This window comes from Pseudoflavonifractor capillosus (genome assembly GCF_016899775.1).
Lineage (GTDB): Bacteria > Bacillota > Clostridia > Oscillospirales > Oscillospiraceae > Lawsonibacter.
In genome coordinates this window covers 53,659-77,035 of the sequence record NZ_JACJJE010000008.1, presented here as the reverse complement: position 1 = coordinate 77,035, position 23,377 = coordinate 53,659, and the positions used below count along the sequence as shown (strand labels likewise).

At 63.4% G+C, this 23,377-nt stretch carries 22 protein-coding genes; 17 read left to right on the top strand and 5 right to left on the bottom strand.

Annotated features, from left to right (window positions below):
- Window positions 1-114: 114 nt before the first annotated feature.
- From H6B31_RS04210 to H6B31_RS04155, 12 genes are all read left to right on the top strand, one after another.
- On the top strand, window positions 115-333 hold the full coding sequence (locus H6B31_RS04210; protein ID WP_204897353.1) for a hypothetical protein: 219 nt from the start codon (window positions 115-117) through the stop codon (window positions 331-333).
- Complete coding sequence (locus H6B31_RS04205) at window positions 305-1,468, top strand: alanine dehydrogenase (RefSeq protein ID WP_204897352.1); 1,164 nt, start codon at window positions 305-307, stop codon at window positions 1,466-1,468. Before H6B31_RS04210 ends, H6B31_RS04205 begins: the two co-directional genes overlap by 29 nt.
- Window positions 1,469-1,531: 63 nt before the next feature.
- Window positions 1,532-2,902, top strand: a complete 1,371-nt coding sequence (locus tag H6B31_RS04200; RefSeq protein ID WP_204897351.1) for a sodium/glutamate symporter — start codon at window positions 1,532-1,534, stop codon at window positions 2,900-2,902.
- 69 nt (window positions 2,903-2,971) lie between these two features.
- Window positions 2,972-4,414, top strand: coding sequence for a sigma-54 interaction domain-containing protein (locus H6B31_RS04195; RefSeq protein WP_204897350.1), 1,443 nt, complete (start codon window positions 2,972-2,974; stop codon window positions 4,412-4,414).
- A gap of 207 nt (window positions 4,415-4,621) precedes the next feature.
- Window positions 4,622-5,479 (top strand): YitT family protein, encoded by an 858-nt coding sequence (locus H6B31_RS04190; RefSeq protein ID WP_204897349.1) that lies wholly within the window; start codon window positions 4,622-4,624, stop codon window positions 5,477-5,479.
- Window positions 5,480-5,844: 365 nt separating this feature from the next.
- Window positions 5,845-6,582, top strand: coding sequence for a sigma factor (locus H6B31_RS04185; protein WP_207752250.1), 738 nt, complete (start codon window positions 5,845-5,847; stop codon window positions 6,580-6,582).
- A complete protein-coding gene (locus H6B31_RS04180) occupies window positions 6,579-7,655 on the top strand; it encodes an anti-sigma-I factor RsgI family protein (RefSeq protein ID WP_204897348.1) in 1,077 nt (358 codons plus the stop codon). Before H6B31_RS04185 ends, H6B31_RS04180 begins: the two co-directional genes overlap by 4 nt.
- A 176-nt stretch (window positions 7,656-7,831) precedes the next feature.
- The gene (locus tag H6B31_RS04175) at window positions 7,832-8,950 is read left to right on the top strand and encodes a PepSY domain-containing protein (RefSeq protein WP_204897347.1); all 1,119 of its coding nucleotides are present in this window, start codon (window positions 7,832-7,834) and stop codon (window positions 8,948-8,950) included.
- Complete coding sequence (locus tag H6B31_RS04170) at window positions 8,904-9,629, top strand: polyphosphate polymerase domain-containing protein (protein ID WP_243418832.1); 726 nt, start codon at window positions 8,904-8,906, stop codon at window positions 9,627-9,629. The genes H6B31_RS04175 and H6B31_RS04170 overlap by 47 nt, the downstream gene beginning before the upstream one ends.
- 24 nt (window positions 9,630-9,653) lie before the next feature.
- Entirely contained in the window at window positions 9,654-10,328 is a 675-nt protein-coding gene (locus tag H6B31_RS04165) for a DUF4956 domain-containing protein (RefSeq protein ID WP_204897346.1), read from the top strand.
- A 4-nt stretch (window positions 10,329-10,332) separates the two neighbouring features.
- Window positions 10,333-11,781: a CotH kinase family protein gene (locus H6B31_RS04160; protein ID WP_204897345.1), complete on the top strand. Its 1,449-nt coding sequence runs from the start codon at window positions 10,333-10,335 to the stop codon at window positions 11,779-11,781.
- A gap of 207 nt (window positions 11,782-11,988) precedes the next feature.
- Complete coding sequence (locus H6B31_RS04155; protein ID WP_087290076.1) at window positions 11,989-12,432, top strand: Hsp20/alpha crystallin family protein; 444 nt, start codon at window positions 11,989-11,991, stop codon at window positions 12,430-12,432.
- Between the two features lie 138 nt (window positions 12,433-12,570).
- Here the strand turns inward: H6B31_RS04155 and H6B31_RS04150 are convergent, their stop codons facing one another.
- The 3 genes from H6B31_RS04150 to H6B31_RS04140 all read right to left on the bottom strand — a co-directional run bounded on the left by H6B31_RS04150 (window position 12,571) and on the right by H6B31_RS04140 (window position 17,360).
- On the bottom strand, window positions 12,571-15,249 hold the full coding sequence (locus H6B31_RS04150; protein WP_204897344.1) for a cation-translocating P-type ATPase: 2,679 nt from the start codon (window positions 15,247-15,249) through the stop codon (window positions 12,571-12,573).
- Between the two features lie 178 nt (window positions 15,250-15,427).
- Window positions 15,428-16,399, bottom strand: coding sequence for a tRNA dihydrouridine synthase (locus H6B31_RS04145; protein ID WP_243418831.1), 972 nt, complete (start codon window positions 16,397-16,399; stop codon window positions 15,428-15,430).
- A 43-nt stretch (window positions 16,400-16,442) separates the two neighbouring features.
- The gene (locus H6B31_RS04140) at window positions 16,443-17,360 is read right to left on the bottom strand and encodes an NAD(P)/FAD-dependent oxidoreductase (RefSeq protein ID WP_204897343.1); all 918 of its coding nucleotides are present in this window, start codon (window positions 17,358-17,360) and stop codon (window positions 16,443-16,445) included.
- A gap of 265 nt (window positions 17,361-17,625) precedes the next feature.
- On the opposite strand from H6B31_RS04140, the gene H6B31_RS04135 reads away from it, so the two are divergent.
- From H6B31_RS04135 to H6B31_RS04120, 4 genes are read left to right on the top strand one after another with little or no spacing between them, the layout of a single operon-like run.
- Entirely contained in the window at window positions 17,626-17,943 is a 318-nt protein-coding gene (locus H6B31_RS04135) for a DUF6442 family protein (protein ID WP_204897342.1), read from the top strand.
- 13 nt (window positions 17,944-17,956) lie between these two features.
- Complete coding sequence (locus H6B31_RS04130) at window positions 17,957-18,286, top strand: DUF6442 family protein (RefSeq protein ID WP_204897341.1); 330 nt, start codon at window positions 17,957-17,959, stop codon at window positions 18,284-18,286.
- 13 nt (window positions 18,287-18,299) lie between these two features.
- The gene (locus H6B31_RS04125) at window positions 18,300-18,608 is read left to right on the top strand and encodes a DUF6442 family protein (protein WP_204897340.1); all 309 of its coding nucleotides are present in this window, start codon (window positions 18,300-18,302) and stop codon (window positions 18,606-18,608) included.
- Between the two features lie 14 nt (window positions 18,609-18,622).
- Window positions 18,623-18,829 carry a helix-turn-helix transcriptional regulator gene (locus tag H6B31_RS04120; RefSeq protein WP_087291479.1) on the top strand — a complete coding sequence of 69 codons (207 nt, stop codon included), beginning with the start codon at window positions 18,623-18,625 and terminating at the stop codon, window positions 18,827-18,829.
- Between the two features lie 52 nt (window positions 18,830-18,881).
- Here the strand turns inward: H6B31_RS04120 and H6B31_RS04115 are convergent, their stop codons facing one another.
- Complete coding sequence (locus H6B31_RS04115; protein WP_204897339.1) at window positions 18,882-20,567, bottom strand: Na/Pi cotransporter family protein; 1,686 nt, start codon at window positions 20,565-20,567, stop codon at window positions 18,882-18,884.
- Window positions 20,568-20,992: 425 nt separating this feature from the next.
- Here H6B31_RS04115 and H6B31_RS04110 point away from each other — a divergent pair, with 425 nt between their 5' ends.
- A complete protein-coding gene (locus tag H6B31_RS04110; protein ID WP_204897338.1) occupies window positions 20,993-21,763 on the top strand; it encodes an HAD family hydrolase in 771 nt (256 codons plus the stop codon).
- Between the two features lie 130 nt (window positions 21,764-21,893).
- Here the strand turns inward: H6B31_RS04110 and H6B31_RS04105 are convergent, their stop codons facing one another.
- Complete coding sequence (locus H6B31_RS04105) at window positions 21,894-23,294, bottom strand: S1C family serine protease (protein WP_204897337.1); 1,401 nt, start codon at window positions 23,292-23,294, stop codon at window positions 21,894-21,896.
- Between the last annotated feature and the right edge of the window lie 83 nt (window positions 23,295-23,377).

Sequence of the window (23,377 nt, the reverse complement as noted above, 5' to 3'; positions counted from 1 at the left end):
GATGGAACTGGAGGACGGGAGGCCTGTGCTTTCCAAGCCCTCCGTGTGCGGCGTCTGTCTCGAATGACCAAAATTGAGCATATACCCATAATCGGTCTTTTATGAGGCCCGATTATGGGCGGCTTTCTGCCGCTTGGGGGAATTTTGTTGGGATTACAAACCCAGGTTACCTCTGGATCGAGGAAAATAGCGGCTCTGAAGTTGGCACAAAATTTGCACTCTATGGAAGGCAGAACACCAAAGCGGGTCACCCGGAAAGACCGGCCTGTGTCCGGCTGCGGTGAAGAAAATGGAGGGGTTCTCTATGAAATTTGGACTGTTGAAGGATATTAAGCCCGGCGAGTACCGAACCATCGTGACTCCCGCGGAAGTGGAGGCCATTGTACGCGACGGCCATGAGGTCTATGTGCAGCGGGGCGCGGGCGCGGGCGCCGGCTTTGCGGACGAGCAGTACGCCCAGGAGGGCGCCAAGCTGGTGGACACCATGGAGGAGATCTATGGGACCTGCGATTTTGTCACCAAGGTGAAGGAGCTGGAGCCCTGTGAATTCCCCCTGCTGCGGGAGAACCAGATTGTGCTCACCTGCATCCACCCCGCCGCCCATCCCCAGGAGGTGCAGGCGCTGCTGGACAGCAAGTGCATCGCGTTTACCGCCGAGGACGCCCACCGGTACGGCTCCCCCAACTGTGAGGCGGCCGGCAAGCTGGGGGCGCTGATGGGTCTGGACTCCCTGCTGTCCATCCACGGGGGAAAGGGAAAATTCGTCAACGGCCTGGGCGGAGCCCCCGGCATCAAGGCCCTGGTCATCGGCGGCGGCACCGTGGGCCGGGCCTGTGTGTCTGTGCTCCATGCCCTGGGGGCCTGGGTGACGGTCATGGATATCAACATCGGCACGCTACGGGACATCGGCAAGCAGTTCAACGAGGAGGTCAACACCCAGATCTCTAACCGCTACAACCTGAAAAAGCTGTTGCCGGAGATCGACGTGGTCTATAACTGCGTGCGCTGGCCCAAGGACGCCACCGAGTTTATGATCGACCGGGAGATGGTCCGCTCCATGGAGAAGGGCTCCGTCATTGTGGACATCAGCAACGACGTGGGGGCCATTGAGACCTTCCATGAGACCACCCATGACGACCCCCGCTACATCGAGGAGGGTGTGGTCCACTACTGTGTCAGCAACATCCCCGGCGCCATTGCCCAGTCCACCTCCATCGCCTACGCGGCCTCCATGCTGCCCCATTTCCGCTCCATCCTCAACGACGGGGTGGCCGCCGCCTGTGCCAAGGACGGCTTCCTCCGCCGCAGCCTCACCGCCTACCGGGGCTATCTGACCCACGAGGAGACCAGTGCCATCCAGAACCGGCCCTGGATTCGTCCGGAGGACATTCTGGGAATCGCCGGAGAGAAGCTGGACCCGGCTCCCGCCGCCACCGGCACCAAGTCCAGCAATTTTATCCAACTCTGATCCTGTGCCCCTCCGGCGGGCTCTCCGCCGGAGGGGGGCGGGGGAAATCTAGGAGGAACTCAAGTGACTGTCAACGATTTTCTGCTCGATTTTGCCATTGCCTCTCTCTTTATTATGGTGGGACAGCTGATCCGGGCCAAGGTGGGCCTGGTTCAGAAGTTCTTTGTCCCCGCCAGCATGATTGCCGGCTTTATCGCCCTGGCCCTGGGCAACCAGGGGCTGAACGTCCTGCCCTTCTCCGGCTCCATCGGGGACTACCCCGGCGCGCTGATCATCCTGATCTTTGCCGCCGTGGGCATGAACGGCTTCTCCTTCTCCAAGAAGGAGTTTAAGTCGGAGCTGGACCGGGTGGGCTCCTACTTCTCCTATAAAGTGCTGGCCCAGGCGATCCAGTTCGCCTTTGCGCCCCTGTTCGGCGTGCTGGTGATCTCCCAGCTGTTCCCGGAGATCAACTACGGCTTCGGATTCCTGCTGGCCTCCGGCTTCTCCGGCGGCCACGGCACCGCCGCCGCGGTGGGCTCTAAAATGGCGGAGCTGGGCTTCACCGACGCCACCGACATCGGCATGACCTGCGCCACGGTGGGAATCCTCTCGGGGATCTTTGGCGGGCTGTTCTTCATCAAGATCGGCACAAAGCGGGGCTGGACCAAGTATATTGAGAGCTTCCAGTACATCTCCGGCGACCTGAAGACCGGCCTGATCCGGGATGAGGACAAGCGCGGCTCCATGGGCAGGGAGACGGTGGCCTCTGTGGTGCTGGACCCCCTGGCCTGGCACCTGGCCCTGCTGCTGGTGGCCTCCGGCGCCGGATTTTTGGCCAACGGCTGGATCAAAAACGCCACGGGGCTGGATCTGCCCAGCTATCTGCTGGCCTTTATCATCGCCATTGTCATGTTCCTGTGTTTTCAAAAGACGGGAGTGGGGCATTATATCGACAATACGGTGATCAGCCGTATTTCCGGCACAGCCACCGACTACCTGGTGTTTTTCGGCATCGCCTCCATCAAGATCTCCGTGATTGTGGAGTACGCCGTCCCCCTGCTGATGCTGCTGCTGTTCGGCATGGTGCTGGTGGTGCTCACCCTGATGTACTTTGGCCCGGCCATGAACAAGGGCAGCTGGTTTGAGCGCTCCCTCTTTGTGTGGGGCTACTCCACCGGGGTGTTTGCCATCGGCTTTATCCTGCTGCGCATTGTGGACCCGGAGAACAAGTCCAAGACCCTCAACGACACGGCCCTGACCGGCCCCCTCACCACCCCCTTTGAGATGTTTGCCTGGTCCATGGCCCCCGGCATGCTGCTCCACGGGCAGCACTGGCAGTTCATCGGGCTTTACCTGGTGATTTTCGCGGCCTGTATTGTCGTCAACCTGATCTTCAAGTGGTGGTGGATCAAGCTGCCCCTGAACCGCCCGGCGGAGGGGGAGCTGAAGTGATCTTGTGATTCCGCGCCCCGTCTGATATGATAGGAGAAAACCGGTCCATCAGAAAGGCGGCGGGCGGCAATGAAGTTTTTGCAGGAGCTGTTTCACGGAAAGGGCTATATTGACGGAATCACCATCATCAACCTGGAGGGGGAGATTCTGTTCACCGCCAAGTTCAACAACAAGCTGGGCCAGGACCAGGGCTCGGAGGAGCTGGTGGGGAAGAATTTCCTGGACGTCTATGAGAATCTGACCCCTCAGACCAGCACCACCATCAAGGCGATGGAGCGGGGAACCCCGGCCTATGTGGAAAACCAGTTTTTAAAGACCAGGGGGCGGGACGGAATCACCATCACCTCCCTGTCCATCCCCATCAAATGCGGGGGGCGGATTGTGGGGGCCATCGACCTGTCCACCCAGGAGCCGGGCGTCTGCCCGGAGGCCCCGGAGGGGCTGCTCCAGGTGGACGTCTCCGGCTATTTTCACGGGGACACCCGAAAAATGGCCATGCGGGACGCCGCCGTATTCACACTGGACGACCTGGTTGCGGAGGACGCGGCCATGAAGCGGGTGCGGGACTATATTCCGGTGGCGGCGTCCTGCGACCTTCCGGTTATGATTTACGGGGAGACCGGCACCGGAAAGGAAGTGGTGGCGCAGGCCATTCACAATGCCAGCCGCCGCAGCGCCAAGCCCTTCATTGCCCAGAACTGCGCCGCCCTGCCGGAGACCCTGCTGGAGAGCATCCTCTTCGGCACGGCCAAGGGGGCGTTCACCGGCGCGGAGGAAAACAAGGGGCTCTTTGAGCTGGCGGACGGCGGGACCCTCTTTTTGGACGAAATCAACGCCATGCCGGTCCAGCTTCAGTCCAAGCTGCTCCGGGTCCTTCAGGACGGCCGTTTCCGCAGCCTGGGCGGGCGGAGGACCAAGTGCGTGGACGTGAAGGTCATCGCCGCCATCAATGTGGATCCCCTCCAGGCCATCCGCAGCGGACAGCTGCGCCAGGACATCTACTACCGCCTGAGCGTGATGTCCATCCGCATCCCTCCCCTGCGGGAGCGCAAGGCGGATATTCGTCCCTTCATCAATCTATATGTCAACAAGCATAACGCAACCTTCCACAAGCACATTCAGTATATCTCCAGGGAGCTGGCGGAGTGGATGGAGGCATACGACTGGCCCGGAAACGTGCGGGAGCTGGAGCACCGGATCGTATCGGCCATGAGCCGGGTGGAGCCCTCCTCCCAGGTGCTGGGCCTGGAGGATCTGGAGGAGCTTCCCACGTCCGGCGCCCAGCCGCCCCTCCCCCTGACGGAGAAGGGGGAGGGGCCGGAGTCTCCGCCTCCCCTCCGACCCCTGCGCCAGGCGGTGCGGGAATATGAGCGCGGGCTGATTCAAAGGGCGCTGGAGGCCGCGGGCGGGAACGTCTCCCGGGCCGCCCAGCTCCTGGAAATTCCGAGACAGACGCTCTGCCGGAGGATTCAGGAATACGGCCTGCGGTCCGGAGGCCGCCGGAGCTCCTAGGCCATGTTTGAAAAATGTCAATATGCCCAAACGGCGGGCCTTTTTCCGCCATACTGCGTTGGTTTTCCTTGCAATACACAAAGTATTGCCGCGTCAAATCGCCTTGTCTGGCGAAAAAATTCCTTGCCGTTGGACACATTTCCAATTTTAAAACAGGGCCTGGCGCGTGAGGCTTGCCGGAGGGTTGCACCGGTTAGGAGAGCTGCCATGAAACAAGAATCGGTCAAAAATGTGCTGCTGCTGTTGGCGGGCGCATTTGTGTACAGTGTTGGAACCCAGTACTTTATCGTCCCGGCGCAGATCGCCCCCGGCGGAGCCGTAGGTATCGCCCTGATGATCAATCACCTGACCAGCCTGCCCATCGGTACGCTGACCCTGCTGATCAATCTGCCCCTGCTGGTGCTGGCCTGGTTTTACCTCAGCCACCGGTTCACGGTCCGCACGGCGGCCGCCACGGTGCTGGTGAGCGTGGTCCTGGACTTTTTGGTCACCCCCATCTGTCCCATGTACGGCGGGGACCGGCTGCTGAGCAGCGTGTACGGCGGCATCGTGGTGGGCATCGGCATGGCCCTGATCTTTCAGGCCGGCTTCACCACCGGCGGCACCGACATCGCCGGGTATCTGCTCCAAAAGAAATTCCCCCACTACTCCATTGGACACGCCCTGATGATTATTGAAGGGATCATTCTCCTGATGTCCATTTTTGTCTTTCAGGACGTGGACGCCGGCCTGTTTGGCCTGATCAGCGTTTACGTGCAGACCAAGGTCATCGACATGATCCTCTACGGCAGCGACGCGGGCAGCCAGGCGGTCATTATCACCCAGTATCCCCAGGAGATCTCCCAGCGGGTGATTCAGGAGCTGGAGCGGACGACCACCGTGCTCCCGGCCAGAGGGGCGTACAGCGGGAGCCCCACCAATGTGGTGCTGTGCACGGTGCGCAAGTCGGAATTTGTCCGGCTGAAGCGCATCATCGGCCAGTGCGATCCCAACGCCTTTGTCATGGTCAATGAGACGACGGAGGTGCTGGGACTGGGTTTCAAGGGCTTTGCAGAGGCCATTTAACCCAGTCCGGGCCTGCGGAGAAAGATATATTTGAGGACTCCCTCTGGGGAGGGCCGGAACGGATTGAGCGCCGGACGGAAAGATTGATCTTTCCGTCCGGCGCTTCAGCTTGTCAAAAAACCTGTGTAGAGAGGATTCCGCTCACGTTGGGGCGGGGAGCTCGAGGGGGCGGCCCGCCGCCCCCTGTCAATATCCATTTTTACATATATTTTACAAAAATTTGACGGGGAGCGGAGCGCAGATCCGCCCCCGCTCTGCTATACTGTCATAATAGATTTTTGCGCCCTGAAAAAATTTCAGGGCGTCACCCCGAATATCCAGCGGCGGCTCCGTATTCTTCTGCTGGAGGGGGCGGAGGGATCGACATGGTGGGGACAGAGCACAGCATCGTGGGCCAGGTATATGCGGCGAAGACAGACCCGGAGGCGGCGGACGCCCTGATCGGGCAGTACATGGGATTTATTCGCAGTGAGACGGTGAAGTTTGTCCACGCGGCCCCGGAGGACGGCCACGAGGACGAGCTGAGCATCGCCATGCTGGCCTTTTATGAGGCCGTTCTGGGGTACGAGAAAAGCCGGGGGGCCTTTCTCCCATTTGCGGCCAGGGCCATCCGGAACCGGCTCATCGACCACTACCGGACGGAAAGGCGGCACAGGGATGTGCTCTCCCTCCATGCCCCGGGCGGGGGAGAGGAGGACAGCGCGCTGATGGATACGCTGCCGGACGCCCGGGATGAGATCGGGGCGTATGAGCTGCGCTCGGCCAGCCAGGCGGAGATCCAGGAGTTCGGCGCCCAGCTGGCCCGGTTCGGGCTCTCCTTCTCCGATGTGGCGGACAACTGCCCACGCCAGGACCGGACGCTGGCCGCCTGCCGCCGGGTGCTGGACTACGCCCGGGCAAACCCAGCGCTGCTGGAAAAGGTGGCGGAGACCGGAAAGCTGCCCATGAACGAGCTGGCCCTTGGCTCGGGCACGGAGCGGAAGACCCTGGAGCGGCACCGGAAGTACCTGGTGGCCATTTTGCTGGCCTTCACCAACGGCTATGAGATCATCCGGGGGCACCTGTGCCAAATCGGCTCTGAGAGAGGGGGGACGAGGGGATGAAATATTTAGTTATGGAGACCCACCCCGCCTACGCGGTGGTGCTGGACGAGGAGGGCCGGTTCCTCAAGGCGGCCAACCTGCACTACCAGGTGGGGGATACCGTCCAGACCATCGTGGAGCTCCGGCAGGCGAAGCCCAGATCCCCCGCCCTGTGGAAGCCCCTGTCTGGACTGGCCGCCGCGGCCGCCTGCCTCTGCCTGGTGTTCTTTGGCTACTACCAGCCCAACTACACCGCCTACGGAACTCTGCGCATCCAGATCAACCCGGATGTGGAGATGACGGTGAGCCGCACCGACCGGGTGCTGGACCTGGAGGGGCTCAACGCCGACGGCGAGGATCTGATCGAGGGGTACGACTATCGGGGCAAGAACCGGGAGACCGCCGCCGGCGAGCTGGTGGAGCGGGCCATCGACATGGGCTACCTGTCCGACGGCGACACCATCTCTGTCACGGTGCGCAGCGACGACGCGGACTGGCAGGCCCGGGAGGAGGCCCAGATCCAGGCCCAGCTGGAGGAGCGGTACGGCGCGACCATCGTCATTCAGCTGGGAGATGGGGCGGCAGATCAGTCACAGTCCGCCGCAGCTCCGGAGGAGCCGGCGGAGGTGGTGGTACCGGTAACGCCTCAGAGCCCTGAACAAACCACGGGGACGGCAGCGGACCCCGCCGCCGGGGCCGGCGGGCAGGAGGACACAGACTACGGCCCCGGCGCGGATGGGGTGACCGACTACGCGGATACAGACTACGGTCCCAATTCCGACGGGGTGACCGACTACGCGGATACAGACTACGGCCCCAATGCCGACGGGGTGACCGACTACGCGGATACAGACTACGGCCCCAATGCCGACGGGGTGACCGACTACGCGGACACGGACTACGGTCCCAATTCCGACGGGGTGACCGATTACACAGACCCGTCCTCCGGCCCCTACTATGACGGGGTGACCGACTATGAGGACCGGGAGGACGACGGCGGGGATGACGATGACAGCGACAGGGATGACGACAGAGACGACGACGGAGACGATGACGGAGACGACGACAGAGACGGCGAGGATGACGACGACTGACCGGAAAAAATAAAAAAGTTTTTTCCTGCGACCCCGGTTTTCTGCTGCCCAGCCTCGTATTCTTCGGATGTAAGACAAAGAGAGACGGGAAATTCCCGGCGAGCCGCGTGCGGAGCCATCTCTGGCCCGGAACCGGCAGCTCATACAGACCTGACATTTTTAAGGAGATGAATGTTATGAAAACGAACTTCACCGCCAAGCTGTTTGGACTGACCCTGGTGACCGCCCTGACCCTGACCGCTCTGACCGCCTGTGGGAACGGCGGAGCAGCGACAACCGCCTCTGGAACCGCCTCCGGCTCCGCCCTCCAGAGCGGGGACGGCGGCAGCGTGGGCACTGTGCTGCTCAGCGTCAACCCGGAGATCGAGATGGACTACGACGAGGTGGGCAATGTGGTGACCCTCACCGGCCTCAACGAGGACGGAAAAGCGGTCCTGGCCTCCTACACCGGCTATGAAGGAAAGCCCTGCACCACCGTGGTGGGGGAGCTGGTGGATGAGATCAACGCGGGGGGCTACTTTGACGCCACCATCGACGGGCACGAGAAGAACATCGTGCTCAAGCTGGAGCGGGGTTCCGCCTACCCCAATGACCAGTTCCTGAACGAGCTGGCCGAGGCCGTCCGCCTGGTGGTGGAGGCCGACCAGATCGGCTCCCAGACCGTGGCCCTGGACGGGGACGACTACGACGATACCTACGGGGACAGGGGCTACATCAACGCCGCCGCCGCCCAGAACATCCTGTCCACCCAGCTGGGCCGGGACGACATCCAGTTCGTGGAGAAGGAGTACGACCTGGACGACGGGGAGTACGAGGTGGAGTTTGTCATGGACGGCGTGGAGTACGAGTACGAGGTGAACGCCGTCACCGGCAAGGTCACCGAGATGGACGCCGAATACCAGGACTATGACGACACCGACTACGGCCCCAATGCCGACGGCATCACCGACTACGACGACACGGACTACGGCCCCAACGCCGACGGGGTCACCGACTACGACGACACGGACTACGGCCCCAACGCCGACGGGGTCACCGACTATGACGACACGGACTACGGCCCTAACGCCGACGGGGTCACCGACTACGACGACACGGACTACGGTCCCAACGCGGATGGGGTCACCGACTACGACGACACCGATTACGGTCCCAACGCGGACGGCGTCACCGATTACGATGACGACGACTGGTACGGGGACCCCACCGGCTCCGACTACCCCGGCGACAGCGATGACTGGGACGATGATGACGACGACGATTGGGACGACGATGACGACGACTGGGACGACTGAGCCCGCCCCAATGCGCCACGAGCTCAAGCACCAGATCTCTCCCCCGGAGGATCTGGTGCTCTCCGGGCGGCTGCGCCGCCTGTTCCCCCACGACCGCCACGCGGGAGCGGACGGCTCCTACCGGGTGACCAGCCTGTACTTCGACACCCCCTATGACGCCGCCCTCCGGGAGAAGCTGGACGGGGTGGATCGCCGGGAGAAGTTCCGCCTGCGGTACTACGGGGATGATCCCGCCTGGCTGAAGCTGGAGAAGAAGTTCAAGGTGAACGGCCTGTGCGGCAAGCGCTCCGCCCGCCTCTCCCGGGAGGAGGGGGAGCGGCTGCTGGCGGAAGAGCTGGACTTCCTTCTGGAGCGGGAGGAGCCCCTGCTGGCCGAGCTGTACCACAAGCTGCGGGGGAGCCTCCTGGCCCCCCGGACAGCGGTGTGCTACGACCGGGAGGCCTTCCTGTACGCCCCCGGAAACGTGCGCATCACTCTGGACCGGGATGTCCGCACCGGGCTGAGCCCGCTGGATTTTTTTCGTCCGGAGCGCTTTTCCCTCAAACCCCTCTCCGGCCTCACAGTGCTGGAGGTCAAGTACGACGCCTTTCTCCCCGATCTGGTGCGGATGGCCGTCCAGATCCCCAACCGCAGGGCGGCCGCCTGCTCCAAGTACGCCCTGTGCCGCCGGTACGACTAAATTAAGATAAGGAGCGGCCTTTCTATGACCACCTTTCAGGACATCTTCAAATCCAGTTTTCTGGAGCGCCTGGACAGCGTCTCCCTGCTGGACACCGCCCTGGCCCTTGTGCTGGCCTTTCTTCTGGGCCTGTTCATCTTCCTGGTGTACAAGCGCAGCTACAGCGGGGTCATGTACTCCCCCAGCTTTGGGGTGACCCTCATCGCCCTGACCCTCATCACCACCCTGCTCATTCTGGCGGTGACCAGCAACATCGTCCTCTCCCTGGGCATGGTGGGCGCTCTGTCCATTGTCCGGTTCCGCACCGCCATCAAGGAGCCCATGGACATCGCCTTCCTGTTCTGGTCCATCGCGGCGGGCATCGTGCTGGCGGCGGGACTCATCCCCCTGGCGGTGCTGGGGAGCCTCTTTGTGGGGGCGGTGCTGCTGGTGTTCTCCCGGCAGAAGAACGGGGAGTCCCCCTATATCCTAGTGGTGCGCTGCGCGTCCCCCGGGGAGGAGGAGCAGGTCCGCGCCCTGGTGGAGGCCCGGGTGCGCCGCCTGAACCTGAAGAGCAAGGCGGTCTCCCCGGGAGAGATCGAGCTGAACTTCGAGGTGCGCCTGCGGGAGGCGGACACCGGCTTTGTCAACGAGCTGGGGGCCATGTCGGGGGTGGACCACGTGGTCCTGGTCTCCTACAACGGGGACTATATGGGCTGAGGCCATGATCCGCCACAGACAGATCGACCGGCTCTGCGCCCTGGCCATGGCGCTGGCCCTGGCCCTCACCGGCCTGCTTTTCTTCGGGGAGGCCCTGGGGCTCCAGCCCGCCTCCGCCGCCCCGGAATATTCCTGCCGCCTGTTCGATGACAGCCGGGTCCACACCGTGGACATTCAGGTGGAGGACTGGGCGCAGTTTATCGCGGAGGCGCCGGAGGAGGAGTATATCCCCTGTACGGTGTCCGTGGACGGGGAGGAGTTCCGCCAGGTGGGCCTGCGGGCCAAGGGGAACAACTCCCGGCGGCTGACGGAGGAATACGGCCTCGCCCGGTACAGCCTGAAGCTGGAGTTCGACCACTATGTGGACGGGGGGAGTTACCACGGCCTGGACAAATTCTCCCTGGACGCCTCCTTCCAGGACAACAGCTATTTAAAGACTTATCTGGTCTACGACATGATGGAGTTCATGGGGGTGCCCGCCCCCCTGCGGAGCTTCGTGTGGGTGACGGTGAACGGCTCCCCCTGGGGGCTGTTCCTGGCCATCGAGGAGCCGGAGGAGGCCTTCGCCCGGCGGAATTTCGGGGCGGACCACGGACAGCTCTACAAGCCGGACTACACCTCCCTGAACGCCGAGAACGCCGACGTGGCCCTGCGCTATGTGGGCGACGGCCCGGAGCGCTACCCCAATATTTTCGACAACGCCAAGTTCGATGTGGGCGGGGCGGACCAGACCCGGCTCATTCAGGCCCTGAAAACCCTGGCCTCCGGGGAGAATCTGGAGAATGCCGTGAACGTGGACGAGGTGCTGCGCTACTTTGTAGTCCAGGTGTTCGTGATGAACTGGGACAGCTATCTGGGGCACACGGGGCACAACTACTTCCTCTATGAGGAGGAAGGGGTGCTCTCCATCCTGCCCTGGGACTACAACCTGGCCTTCGGCACCTACGCCCTGGGGATGACCGACCCCATCCGGGACCCCGACGTGCTCCTTAACTGGCCTATCAACACCCCCGCCCGGGGGGAGACCATGCTGGAGCGGCCCCTCTACCACAACCTGATGAAGAACGACGAATTTTTTGCCCGGTACCATGCCTATTTCGACCAGTTTCTGGCGGAGTACCTGGAGAGCGGCCGGTGTGAGGCAGTGGTCCGGGAGGCGCAGGCCCTTATCGCCCCCTATGTGGAGGCCGACCCCACCGCCTTCTGCTCCTATGAGGACCACCTGCTGGCGGTGGACGCTTTGCTGGAGGTGTGCCGCCTGCGCTCCGAAAGCGCCCGGGGGCAGCTGGAGGGGACCTTCCCCTCCACCCTGGCCCAGCAGGCGGAGCACCCGGACGCCGGGGTGGTCGCCTCCCATGTGGACCTGCGGGCCTTGGGGGACTTTCAGGATCTGGAGGACGCGAAGGAACGGCAGGACGCGGCGCTGGCCGCTGCGGCGTGGGATAGAATGTGAAAGAATGGGAAAGATATAAGGCATAGTTGAAGAAATCGCATAATTTGTGAACAAACTTTGCTTCTTTTGTGAATTTTAGCACTCTCGGCTTGACAGTGCTAATCCGACGTGCTATAACATAATTGTTCCAAGAGAGAGGGGCCGGATGAGAAGATGCGGCTCCCCCCGCAGGGCAAGAAATAAGTGCGAAGAATGGAGGAATGACTTATGTTGCCCAGCATGTTTGGTGAAAGTTTGTTTGATGATTTCTTTGACGATGACTTTATGCGCTTCCCCGTGTGGGGCGGCCGCAATCCTCTGTATGGCAAGCACGCCAAGAACCTGATGAAGACCGACGTGCGGGAGACCGAGAACACCTATGAGGTGGACATCGACCTGCCCGGCTTCAAGAAGGATGAGATCGACGTGGACCTGAAGGACGGCTACCTGACCATCAGCGCATCCAAGGGCCTGGACAAGGACCAGAAGGACAAGGAGGGCAAGTATATCCGCCAGGAGCGCTACGCCGGCGCCATGAGCCGGAGCTTCTACGTGGGCGATATCCAGCCCGAGCAGATCTCGGCCAAGTACGAGGACGGCATCCTGAAGATCTCCCTGCCCAAGCAGGAGAAGAAGGAGCTGCCTAAGAGCACGACCATTGCCATTGGCTGATGGACAAGCTGAAATTCCCGAGGTGCAATGAAAAAACATTTGCCGCTGCGGAGCCGAAACTCCGCAGCGGCTGTTTTTCTGCTGCCTTATGGGCGAAAGGAGCGCGCCTTTTTTGGGGGGCGCACTGGGCACTCCCACCTACTTCCGCCCGGCCCTCTGCTGGGGGCGGGCGGTGACAAAGGCCGGCTCATCCTCTTGCTCGGGGGTGGAGCGCCGCCGGGAGAGGGCCTTGGCGCACTCGCAGATGGGCACCGGGGCGGCGGCCAGCACCAGCACGGTGAGCCACTGGGCCGGGTCCATAGGGACCACGGAGAACACCCCCTGGAGGGGCGGGATCAGCAGCACCGACAGCTGGAGGGCCAGCCCCGCCAGAAAGGCCCGGTTCATAGCCGGGTTGGACAGCACCCCCTGGGAGAAGATGGAGCGGTCCTCGCTGCGCACGTTGAAGGCGTGGAACAGCTGGCTCAGGGTGAGGGTGGAGAAGGCCATGGTGTTGGCGACGGCCCCCTCCATCCCGGGGGCGGCCAGGCGGGTGAAGCCCAGAAAGTAGGCCGCCAGAGTGAGCCCGCCCACCATCAGCCCCTGCCAGGCCAGGCGGAGGGAGAACTTCTGGTCGAACAGCCCCTGGTCCGCCGGGCGGGGGGGCTGCTCCATCACCCCGGCCTCCACCGGCTCCACCCCCAGGGCCAGGGCGGGGAGGGAGTCGGTGACCAGGTTGAGCCACAGCAGCTGCACCGGCACCAGGGGCATCTGTCCGAAATTCAGCAGGGTGGCTACAAAGATGGTCAAAATCTCCCCGATGTTGCAGGAGAGCAGGTAGTGGATGGCCTTGCGGATGTTGGCGTAGATGCCTCGGCCCTCCTCGATGGCCTCCACGATGGTGGAGAAGTTGTCGTCGGTGAGGATCATGGCCGCCGCCCCCTTGGCCACGTCGGTGCCGGAGCGGCCCATGGCGCAGCCGATGTCGGCGGCCTTCAGGGCGGGGGCGTCGTTTACCCCGTCTCCCGTCATGGCCACCACCTTTCCCTTTTTCTGCCAGGCGTTGACGATGCGCATCTTGTGCTCCGGGGACACCCGGGCAAAGACAGAGAACTGCTCGATGTCCTCCTCCAGCAGCTCCTGGGGCAGGAAGTCCAGCTCCGCTCCGGTGAGGGTCCGGTCCCCCGGCCGGAGGATGTCCAATTCCCGGGCCACGGCGGCAGCGGTGGCCTTGTGGTCCCCGGTGATCATCACCGGCCGCACCCCCGCTTTATGGCACAGTGCTACCGCCTCCCGGGCCTCCGGCCTGGGCGGGTCCATGAGGCCGAACAGGCCCAGGAAGGTGAGTCCGCTCTCCAGGGTCTGGGAGTCCAGGCTGGGGGGCAGGAAGGCCAGGTCCCGCTCTGCTACCGCCAGCACCCGCAGGGCCTGTCCCGCCATCTCCTCGTTGGCCCGGAGGATGCGGCTTCTCTGGGGGGCGGTGAGGGGGCCGCGGGGGCCGGCGGTGCACCGGTCCAGCAGCACGTCCGGAGCCCCCTTCACATACACCCGGAATCCGCCGTCCGCCTTGGGGTGGACGGTGGACATGAGCTTTCGGGTGGAGTCGAAGGGCAGGTCGGCCCGCCGGGGCTGCTCCTCCTCCAGCTTGTTCTTGTCCAGCCCCTCCCTGGCGGCGGCCACCACCAGGGCCCCCTCGGTGGGGTCCCCCTGGGCGGCGGGGGCCCCCGCCCGCCACTCCAGGCGGGCGTCGCTGCACAGACATCCCGCCAGCAGGGCCTCCCGCCGGCGGCCCCCGGCGGGAATCCACACCTGCTGGACGGTCATCCTGTTCTGGGTGAGGGTGCCCGTCTTGTCCGAGCAGATCACCCCGGCGCACCCCAGGGTCTCCACAGCCGGGAGCTTCTTCACAATGGCCCCCCGCCGGGCCATCCGCCCCACCCCCAGGGCCAGGACGATGGTGACGATGGCGGGCAGCCCCTCGGGGATGGCGGCCACCGCCAGGGAGACGGCGGTGAGGAACATGTCCAGCAGGTCCTTCCCCTGGATGAGCCCCACCCCGAACATCACCGCGCACACGCACAGGCACAGGAAGGACAGGGTTTTCGAAATTTCCCCCATCCGCCGCTGGAGGGGGGTGTCCGTCCCCTCACTGTCCAGGAGCAGCCCGGCGATATGGCCCATCTGGGTATCCATCCCGGTGGCGCATACCAGGGCGGTCCCCCGGCCGGCGGTGATGAGGGTGCCCGAGATGACCATATTGGTCCAGTCCCCCAGGGGGGCGTCGGCGGGCAGAGACTCCGACGGGGCCTTCTCCACCGGCACCGACTCCCCGGTCATGGGGGACTCGTCCGCCTGGAGGCGGCTGCACTCCAGAATCCGGGCGTCGGCGGGGACCAGATCCCCCGCCTCCAACAGGATTACGTCCCCGGGCACCAGCTGGGCGGCGGGGATTTTCGTCACCTTTCCTCCCCGGAGGGCGGCGGCCTGGGGGGAGGATAACTTCCGCAGCTCCTCCAGGGCCTGCTGGGCCCGGTCCTCCTGGGAGATGGAGATGATCCCGTTCACCACCACGATGACCAGAATGATGACCGCGTCCAGCCAGTCCTCCCCGCCGCTGGCGGCCAGGGACACCCCCGCCGCCCCCAGCAGCACCAGAATCATGGGGTCCTTCAGCTGTCCCAGAATCCGTCCCAGCAGCCCCTCCTGCCTGGGGGGCTCCAGCTCATTGGGACCGTACCGCCGCAGGCGCTCCTCCGCCTGATGGGGGGAGAGCCCCCCGGGTCTGGCGTCCAGCTCCTGGAGAAGCTGGGCCACCGTCTCGCTGTGCCAGCGGTTCATACCATCACACTCCTTCCGTTTTCTTCCATTATACGGAAGGGCCTGTCCGCATTTTGGGGAAAACGGGGAGGGTTTTTCCCCTTTCTGCAAAGAGGAACGGCCGCCAGCAGAACTGGCGGCCGTTTTTCATTATGATATGGAGGCGTGCCCGGAGCGGGAGTGCGGGCGTCGCTCCCAATCAGAGGGGTGCGCCCGTCCCCCATTCCGCCTCCTCCCGCAGGGGGAGGGAGAACATCTGGTCCACCGCCGCCTCATAGGCGGGGGAATCGGCCGCCTTGCGGATGCGCTTGAGGGGTTTTCCTTCCGCCCCCACAAACAGCCGGGACAGGTAGCTCCACAGCTCCTTCATGTGGAAGACCGTGTTCCGCTGGCTGGCGAAGCACTCCAGATAGGTGTGGTACAGCTCGTCGTGGAAGGCCCGGAGGGTATCCTTGTCCGGCCCGGGGCCGCCCCTGGCCTGGCGCACCAGGGCGGGGTTGGCCAGCAGACCCTGGCCGATCATCACCTGGTCCACGCCGGGGAAGTCCCGGGCGAAGAGGGCGCAGTCCCCGGCGGTCACCAGGCCGCCGTTGAAGCACAGGGGTCCCTTGTAGTGGTCCAGGGCATAGCGGAACCACTCCATGCGCACCGGGCGCTTGTAAAAGTCGGCGCGCACCCGGGGGTGGAGAATGAGCAGGGAGACCGGGTATTTTGCAAAGATCTCCAGCAGGCGGGGGAACTCCTCCGGGCCCTCCAGCCCCAGCCGGGTTTTCAGGGAGATTTTCATGGGGGGAGCCTGGGAAAAGACCGTATCTAGAAAACAGTCCAGCTCCTCCGGCCGGGCCAGCATCCCGGCCCCCTTTCCCTTGGCCGTCACTGTGCCCGAGGGGCAGCCCAGGTTCAGGTTCACCTCGCCGTACCCCATGGCGGCGAGCTCTCCGGCGCACCAGAGGAAGTCCTCCGGATTTTTGGTCAGCAGCTGTGGGACCGCCCGGAACCCCTGGTTGTGCTCCGGGAGGACGTTGCGCAGCTCCCGCTGGGTGAACACGTGGTCCTGGGTGGGGGAGAGGAAAGGCATGTAGTAGGCGTCCACGCCGGGGAACCAGCGGTGGTGGGCCCGGCGGAACTCCGAGCCGGTCACCCCCTCCAGAGGGGCAAAGTAGTAGTTCAAAGGTCTGTCTCCTGTCTATCCAAGGTTTTGAAGGCGGGGGAGGTCAGTTGGGGTGCTCGTCCACCCAGCGGCAGGCGGCCAGCCCGGCCACCGCCCCGTCCCCCACGGCGGTGGTCAGCTGACGCACCCCCTTGGAGCGGCAGTCCCCGGCGGCGAACACCCCGGGCAGACTGGTCTTGCAGTCCTCCCCGGCCAACAGGTAGCCGTCCTCGTCCACGGCGATCAGAGCGGAGAAGGGCCCGTTCTGGGGCTGCTGGCCCACGGCGATGAACAGGCCGTCCACCTCCAGCTGCCTGGCCTGGCCGGTGATCCGGTTCCGGACGGTCACGCCGAAGAGGCCGCCCTCCCGGGTCAGCAGCTCCTCCACCGTGCTGTCCATCTCACAGGCGATGTTGTCCCGGGCCAGCACCTGCTCCACCAGCCGCCGGGCCCCCCGGAACTCCTCCCGCCGGTGGATCAGGGTGACCTGGGAGCAGATTCCGGACAGGAACAGGGCGTCCTGGAGGGCGGTGTCCCCGCCCCCCACCACCGCCGCCGGCTTTCCAGCGTAGAAGGGGCCGTCGCACACGGCGCAGTAGGAGACGCCCTGGCCCAACAGCTCCTCCTCCCCGGGCAGGCCCAGGGTGCGGTGCTGCACCCCGGTGGCCAGCACCAGGGCCCGGCACTCCCGCAGGGCGCAGTCGGTGGTCACCTGAAAACCGTTCCCGTGGGTGCGGAAGCTGGTCACCGCCTCATACTCCAGCTCCACCCCCAGCTCCTCCGCCTGGCGCAGCAGGTCCTCGGAAAACTGACTGCCGGGGATGGAGGGCAGGCCGGGGTAGTTCTCCACCAGGGGGGAGAAGTTGATCTGTCCGCCGGGGGCGTTCCCCTCCAGCACCACCACCGACTTACCCGCCCGGGCGGCGTACAGAGCGGCGGTGAGCCCCGCCGGGCCGCCCCCCGCCACAAGGATATCCGTCATGCTTGCAGCACCTCGCTTCCGGCGCCCACCCGGGCGCCTTTTTTCCTATTGTAATCCATCCGCCCCAAAGGCGCAAGCCTGGAAGGACGGGACGGAGCGAAAAAACCAGTTTTCTTGACAGGATGCCAAGTTTCATTATTTTTTTGCCAAGTGTACTTGACGAAACGGGAGCGGCGTGATAGGATAAGCTCACAGCAGAGGATGATCCCGCCTCCGCCCCAAGGCGCCGGGGCCGGGAGGGGGCCCGAGCTGGAAAGGAGCTTATATGGATAAGAATGAAATCTTGGAGAAGAGCCGGAAGGAAAATCAGCTCCGTGACGAGGGCATCCTGCACGCCCAGGAGAAGGGGCGGAAGTGGGGCGTGGTTGGATTTTTAAGCCTGCTTATAGCGGTGCAGATCTACCAGTTGGTACTGGGACTGGACACCAATCTGCCCCAGGCCTTCTTCATGGGCTATATCTCCTGTGAGGCCCTGGGCGAGTATGGATTCCGGAGGAAAAAGAGCTATCTGGGTCTGGGAATTGTGGCGGCCCTGGCCTGTGTGCTTAATTTGGCGGTTTATATCAAACACACGCTGCCGTAAGGAGGGAAGCAGAATGGAAAAACAGGAGATTCTGGAGAAGAGCCGGAAGGAAAATCAGCTCTGTGACGAAGGAATTCTGCGCGCTCAGGAGAAGGGCCGCCAGTGGGGTGTGGTTGGATTTTTGGCCCTGTGTGCGGCGGTACAGGTCTATCACCTGGCACTGGGGCTGGACAACAGCCTGCCGCTGGCATTCTTTTTGGGGTATGTGGCCTGTGAGGCTCTGGGCCGGTACCGGGCCAGGCGGGAGAAGCACCTGCTGGTCGTCGGGTGCCTGGGGGCGCTGGGCTCCCTGTTCTCCCTGGCAAGCTATGTGATGGACACCCTGCCCGCGCTGCAGGGGTAAGGAGGAAAATGGCATGGAAAAACAGGATATTCTGGAAAAAAGCCGTCGGGAGAAGACGGACGAGGGGGTCACCTACGCGGAAAACGCGGGGCGGCGGTATGGGATGATCGCCTTCTGCCTGCTGAATTCGGCGGTGATCCTGTATAACTTAGTCAAGGGCCTGGACAGCTACCTGCCCCTGGCCCTGTTCTGGGGGTACCTGGCCGCCGAGGGCTTGGGTAAGTACCAGGCGCGGCGGGAGGGCAAGTACCTCTGGGTGGTCGTGTGCGGAGCCATCGCCTCCCTGTGCTTCCTGCTCTGCTATGTGCTGCGGACCTGGTGAGAGGGGGCGAGGGTTTGGATGAACAGCTGGTTTTAAAAAACCGTTTGAAGGTGGCCCGGGCGGAGAAGGGCCTGTCCCAAGGGGACCTGGCTCAGCTGGTGGGAGTGTCCAGGCAGACCATCAGCTCTATTGAGACGGGGCAGTTCAACCCCACCGCCAAGCTGGCCCTGATCCTATGCATCGCCCTGGACAAGAAATTTGAGGACCTGTTTTACTTCTGAATTGACAAAAAAGCCCCTCTCTGCCCGGCGGCAGAGAGGGGCCTGGTGTATTTTAGATGTGCTGGTGGACCTTGGAGAGCTCCTGGGCGATGTTCAGAATGTGGTCGCCGATGCGCTCAAAGTCGGTGAGAAGCTCGGAGTAGAGGATGCCGCCCTCGGCGGAGCATTCCCCGCTCTGCATCCGGGCCAGGTGGCTGCGGCGGTAGTCCCGGGTCATGTCGTCGATGCGCTGCTCCAGGGCCGACACCTGGGTGAGCCACTCCACGCTCCCGGCCTGGTCGGACAGGAGCTGCTGGATGCCGTTCAGGCAGATGTCCTGCATGGAGACGATTTCCTGCTGGGCGGTCTGGGAGAAGGCGATGTCCCGCCGGTTGAGCATGCGGGTGTAACCGGCCAGGTTGTCCGCGTGGTCGCCGATGCGCTCGATGTTGCCGGAGATGGTGAGGAAGCTGCTCACCACGGCGGAGGCCTGCTGGTTGGTCTCATAGGCGATCACGTGGGAGATGTGGAGAGAGATCTCCCGGTTCAAAAAGTCAATATACTCCTCGGTCTCCTCCACCTGGGAGAGCTCGTCCTCGTTCCGGTCCAGCACCGAGCGGAAGCTGGCCTCCACGTTCTCCTGGGCCATGAGCATCATCCGGTGGAGCTCATGCTGGAGCTGGTCCACCTGGATGGCGGACACGCCCAGGCCGCTCTCCTTGCTGCCCGTCTGGATGGGGGTGAGGTACTCCAGGTGCATGCGCTCGTCCTTGTCCTCGGGGCGGTCGGGCAGAATCTTCACGGCGGCCTTGGCCAGGTAGTTGCCCAGGGGCAGGAGGAGCAGAGTGGTGATGATGTTGAAGCTGGTGTGGGTAATGGCGATCTGGCCGGCGGGGGTGGCGGGCAGCACGCCGCTCAGGAAGCTGCCGAGGGCGCCGGGCAGCACCAGGGAGCCGTCAATCACGCTGGCGATGGGGAAGAGAATAAAGAGCGCGGTGAAAATGACGGTGCCGATGATGTTGAACATCAGATGGATGATGGTGGTGCGCTTGGCGTTGCGGGTGGTGCCGATGGAGGCCAGCACCGCGGTGATGCAGGTGCCGATGTTCTGTCCGAACAGGACGAACACCGAGTTGGCGTAGGCGATGACGCCGCTGTTGGCCAGGGCCTGCAGGATGCCCACCGAGGCGGACGAGGACTGGATGATGGCGGTGAAGATCATGCCTGCCAGGATGCCCAGCACCGGGTTGGAGAAGTTGGACATGATGCCCACAAAGGCCTCCGACTCCCGCAGGGGGGACATGGCGGCGCTCATCATATCCATGCCGATGAACAGCACACCCAGACCGGCGAAGATCTGGCCCACGTGCTGCAGCTGGGGCTTTTTCACAAAGACGGCCAGCACCACGCCCACAAAGGCGATGAGCGGGGCCAGCTCGCCCACGTCCAGGGCGATGAGCAGGCCGGTGACGGTGGTGCCGATGTTGGCGCCCATGATGATCCAAACCGCCTGGTTCAGGGTCATCATGCCCGCGTTGACGAAGCCCACCACCATGACGGTGGTGGCGGACGAGGACTGGATGACGGCGGTGATGGCCGCCCCCACCAGTACCCCTAAAAACCGGTTGGCGGTGAGCCGCTCCAAAATCTGCTTCATCCGGCTGCCGGCCGCGGCCTCCAGGCCGGAGCTCATCATCTGCATGCCGTACAGAAACAGGGCCAGGCCCCCCAACAGGCTTAAAAAGTCTGTCATCTGCATAAGGTTGGAATCCTCCTCTTTCTCTCTCGTTCCAGGGAACTATCTATTGCTATTGTTTCGGGTTTGCGGTAAAAATATAAAAAGGCACAGCCCACGGGCCCGGCGCTCCGCCGGCTCCGCAGGTTATGCCAGTATTGTCCGATGAAGTTGTAGCAGGCCGGTTCCCTCCGGCCCGGGTCCCGATGCTCCCATGGCATTGTTCCCTCTCTGCACACCGCATTTCTTTCTTAACACATTCTTTATTATAGGGGGGCGCCCAGGGCATCGTCAATGAATTTTACTTATATTTAACATAGTTCAAACAATTTTCCATGGTTCAAACAAAAATACGTACCCGGACACGTCCGGGAGCGTGGATTTTACCGGAGCGGGCGCCTGGGAGAGCCGGGACCCGCGGCCGGACCGGAGAAAGGGAGGAATGATCCATGATCCAGCTGGTGGTCAGCGACATCGACGGAACCCTGCTGCAGGATGGGGCGAATGCCATCCCGCCGGCTATTTTTGAACAGATCGCCCGCCTGAGGGAGCGGGGCATCCGTTTCTGCCCCGCCAGCGGGCGGCAGTACACCAGCCTGCGGAAGCTGTTTGCCCCGGTGGCGGACCAGCTCTACTACCTGTGCGAAAACGGGGCGGTGGTCTATGGCCCGGGGGCGCCGGGGCCCATCCTCAGCCGCACAGAGATGGACTGGGACCTGTCCCTGGAGCTGTGCCGGGAGATTCTGGCCCATCCCCGGTGCGAGGTGCTCATCTCCGGGGCCAACACCAGCTACCTGTGCCCCAAGGAGGGGGATATCGTCTCCCTCATCCGGGACTTTGTGGGCAACAATGTGGCCCTCCTCCCCCGGCCGGAGGACATGCCCGAGCCCTTTGTAAAGGTGTCCGCCTACTGCCGGGACGGGGCCAGAGGGGTGGAGCCCGAGCTGGCCCCCCGCTGGAGCGGGCATTTCCGCGCCGCCGTGGCGGGGGAGAAGTGGCTGGACTTCACCCTGGCGGACAAGGGGGTGGGGCTGAGGCGGCTGTGCGCCGTCCTGGGGGTCCCCCTGGAACGGGTGATGGCCTTCGGGGACAATTACAACGACCTGCCCATGCTGGAGCTGGCGGGCCGCCCCTATCTGATGGAGAGCGCGGCGGAGGAGCTGCGGGCCCGGTTCCCCCTCCGCTGCCGCCGGGTGGAGGACGTGCTGACCGGGCTGTGAGCGGCCCGGGCAAAGAAACGGCCCGCCCCGGCGCTCCCCAGTCCCATTGGGACCGGAAGGCGCCGGGGCGGGCAGATAAAAGAGGGAGAGAGAAAACCGAAAGTGGGATGGAATGGATCAAAGGGGAGGCTTACCAGAAGAACCCGCCGAAGGGCCAGTTGTTGTAGTAGGAGCCGCCGCTCTGGGAGTTGTTCTGCTGGTTTTGGCTGGACTGCTCCTGAATCTGGTTGGCCGCCTCGGTCTGCTCGTTCTGCTCGTCCAGAGTGATGGTCAGCTTGATCTCCTCCAGGTTGCGTACCACGGTCAACGTGATGGTATCCCCAGCCTTATAATTGCTGGACAGGGCCGCCGTCAGGGCCGAGGGTGAGTCCACCGCCGTGTCGTCAATGGCGGTGATAATATCATTGACCTGCAGACCGCCCTTCTGGGCGCAGGAGCCGTCAGCCACATATTCTACAACTGCGCCAGCGGGGATGCCATAGGCCTGCATCTGTTCATCCACTACATTCACCTGGATCCCCAGATAGGGCTTTCCGGTCACATAGCCATATTCGATGATTTCCTCGATAATGTCCTTCAAATCGTTGATGGGGAGGGCGAAGCCAAGACCTTCGGCGGAGACGCCGGAGCTGGTCTCGGTGTACTTGGCGTTCACCACACCCACCACATTGCCATAGCTGTCAAACAGCGGGCCGCCGGAGTTGCCGGGATTGATGGCACAGTTAGTCTGCAGCACGTTCAGGGTGATGGTCTCCTTTTGGTTGGTGACCGGGTTGGTGCCGCTGGTGGTGATCAGCCGGTCCAGGGCGGACACCAGGCCGTCAGACAGGGAGTAGGTCAGCTCACCCAGGGGGTTGCCGATGGTGTATACGCTCTCGCCCACCACCAGCTGGTCGCTGTCGCCCAGGGTGACAGGCTGCAGGCCGGTGGCGTCGATCTTCAAAACGGCGATGTCGTTGTCCTGCTCGCCGCCCACCAGAGTGGCGCTGTACTTGTCTCCATTGGCAAAGGACACCTCAATGTCCACCGAGTCGTTATTCACCGCCTCTTCAATGACGTGGTAATTGGTGACGATATAGCCGTCCTGGGTGAGGACAAAGCCGGAGCCGCTGGCCGCCGAGGTGGTGGTCTGTCCAAAGATGTTCACGGTGGTGTTCACTGTAATGCCTACGCAGGAGGCCAGGTTGGCCGCGTACAGCTGCTCCGGGGTCATGGGCTGGCCGCCGTTGCTGTTGGCTACCGTGTCCACGTCCACCGTGGGCCGCTCGCCCTGATAGACTACGGTGTCCGGCTTGGTGATCTGCTGATAGGCCGCCGCGCCGCCTGCGCCGGCGGCCCCGCCCACCACCACACAGGCCAGCAGCAGGGCGATGGCCCGCTTGGTGAACCGGCCGGGACGCTTCCTGGGCGACTCGGGTCCGGGACCGACAGGGCCCGGGACGGGAGCCGGAGAGGGGTCGGCGTAGTCGCCGAAGCCGCCGCGGTATCCGTCGTTCTCACTATTATAAAAATTGAATTCATTGTCTGCCATGATCAATCACTCCTCCGTGTGAAGCTGTGGGGTTTTCCCGTTTGACAAGTCACAGTATACGGGAGAAATATGAAAAAAGCATG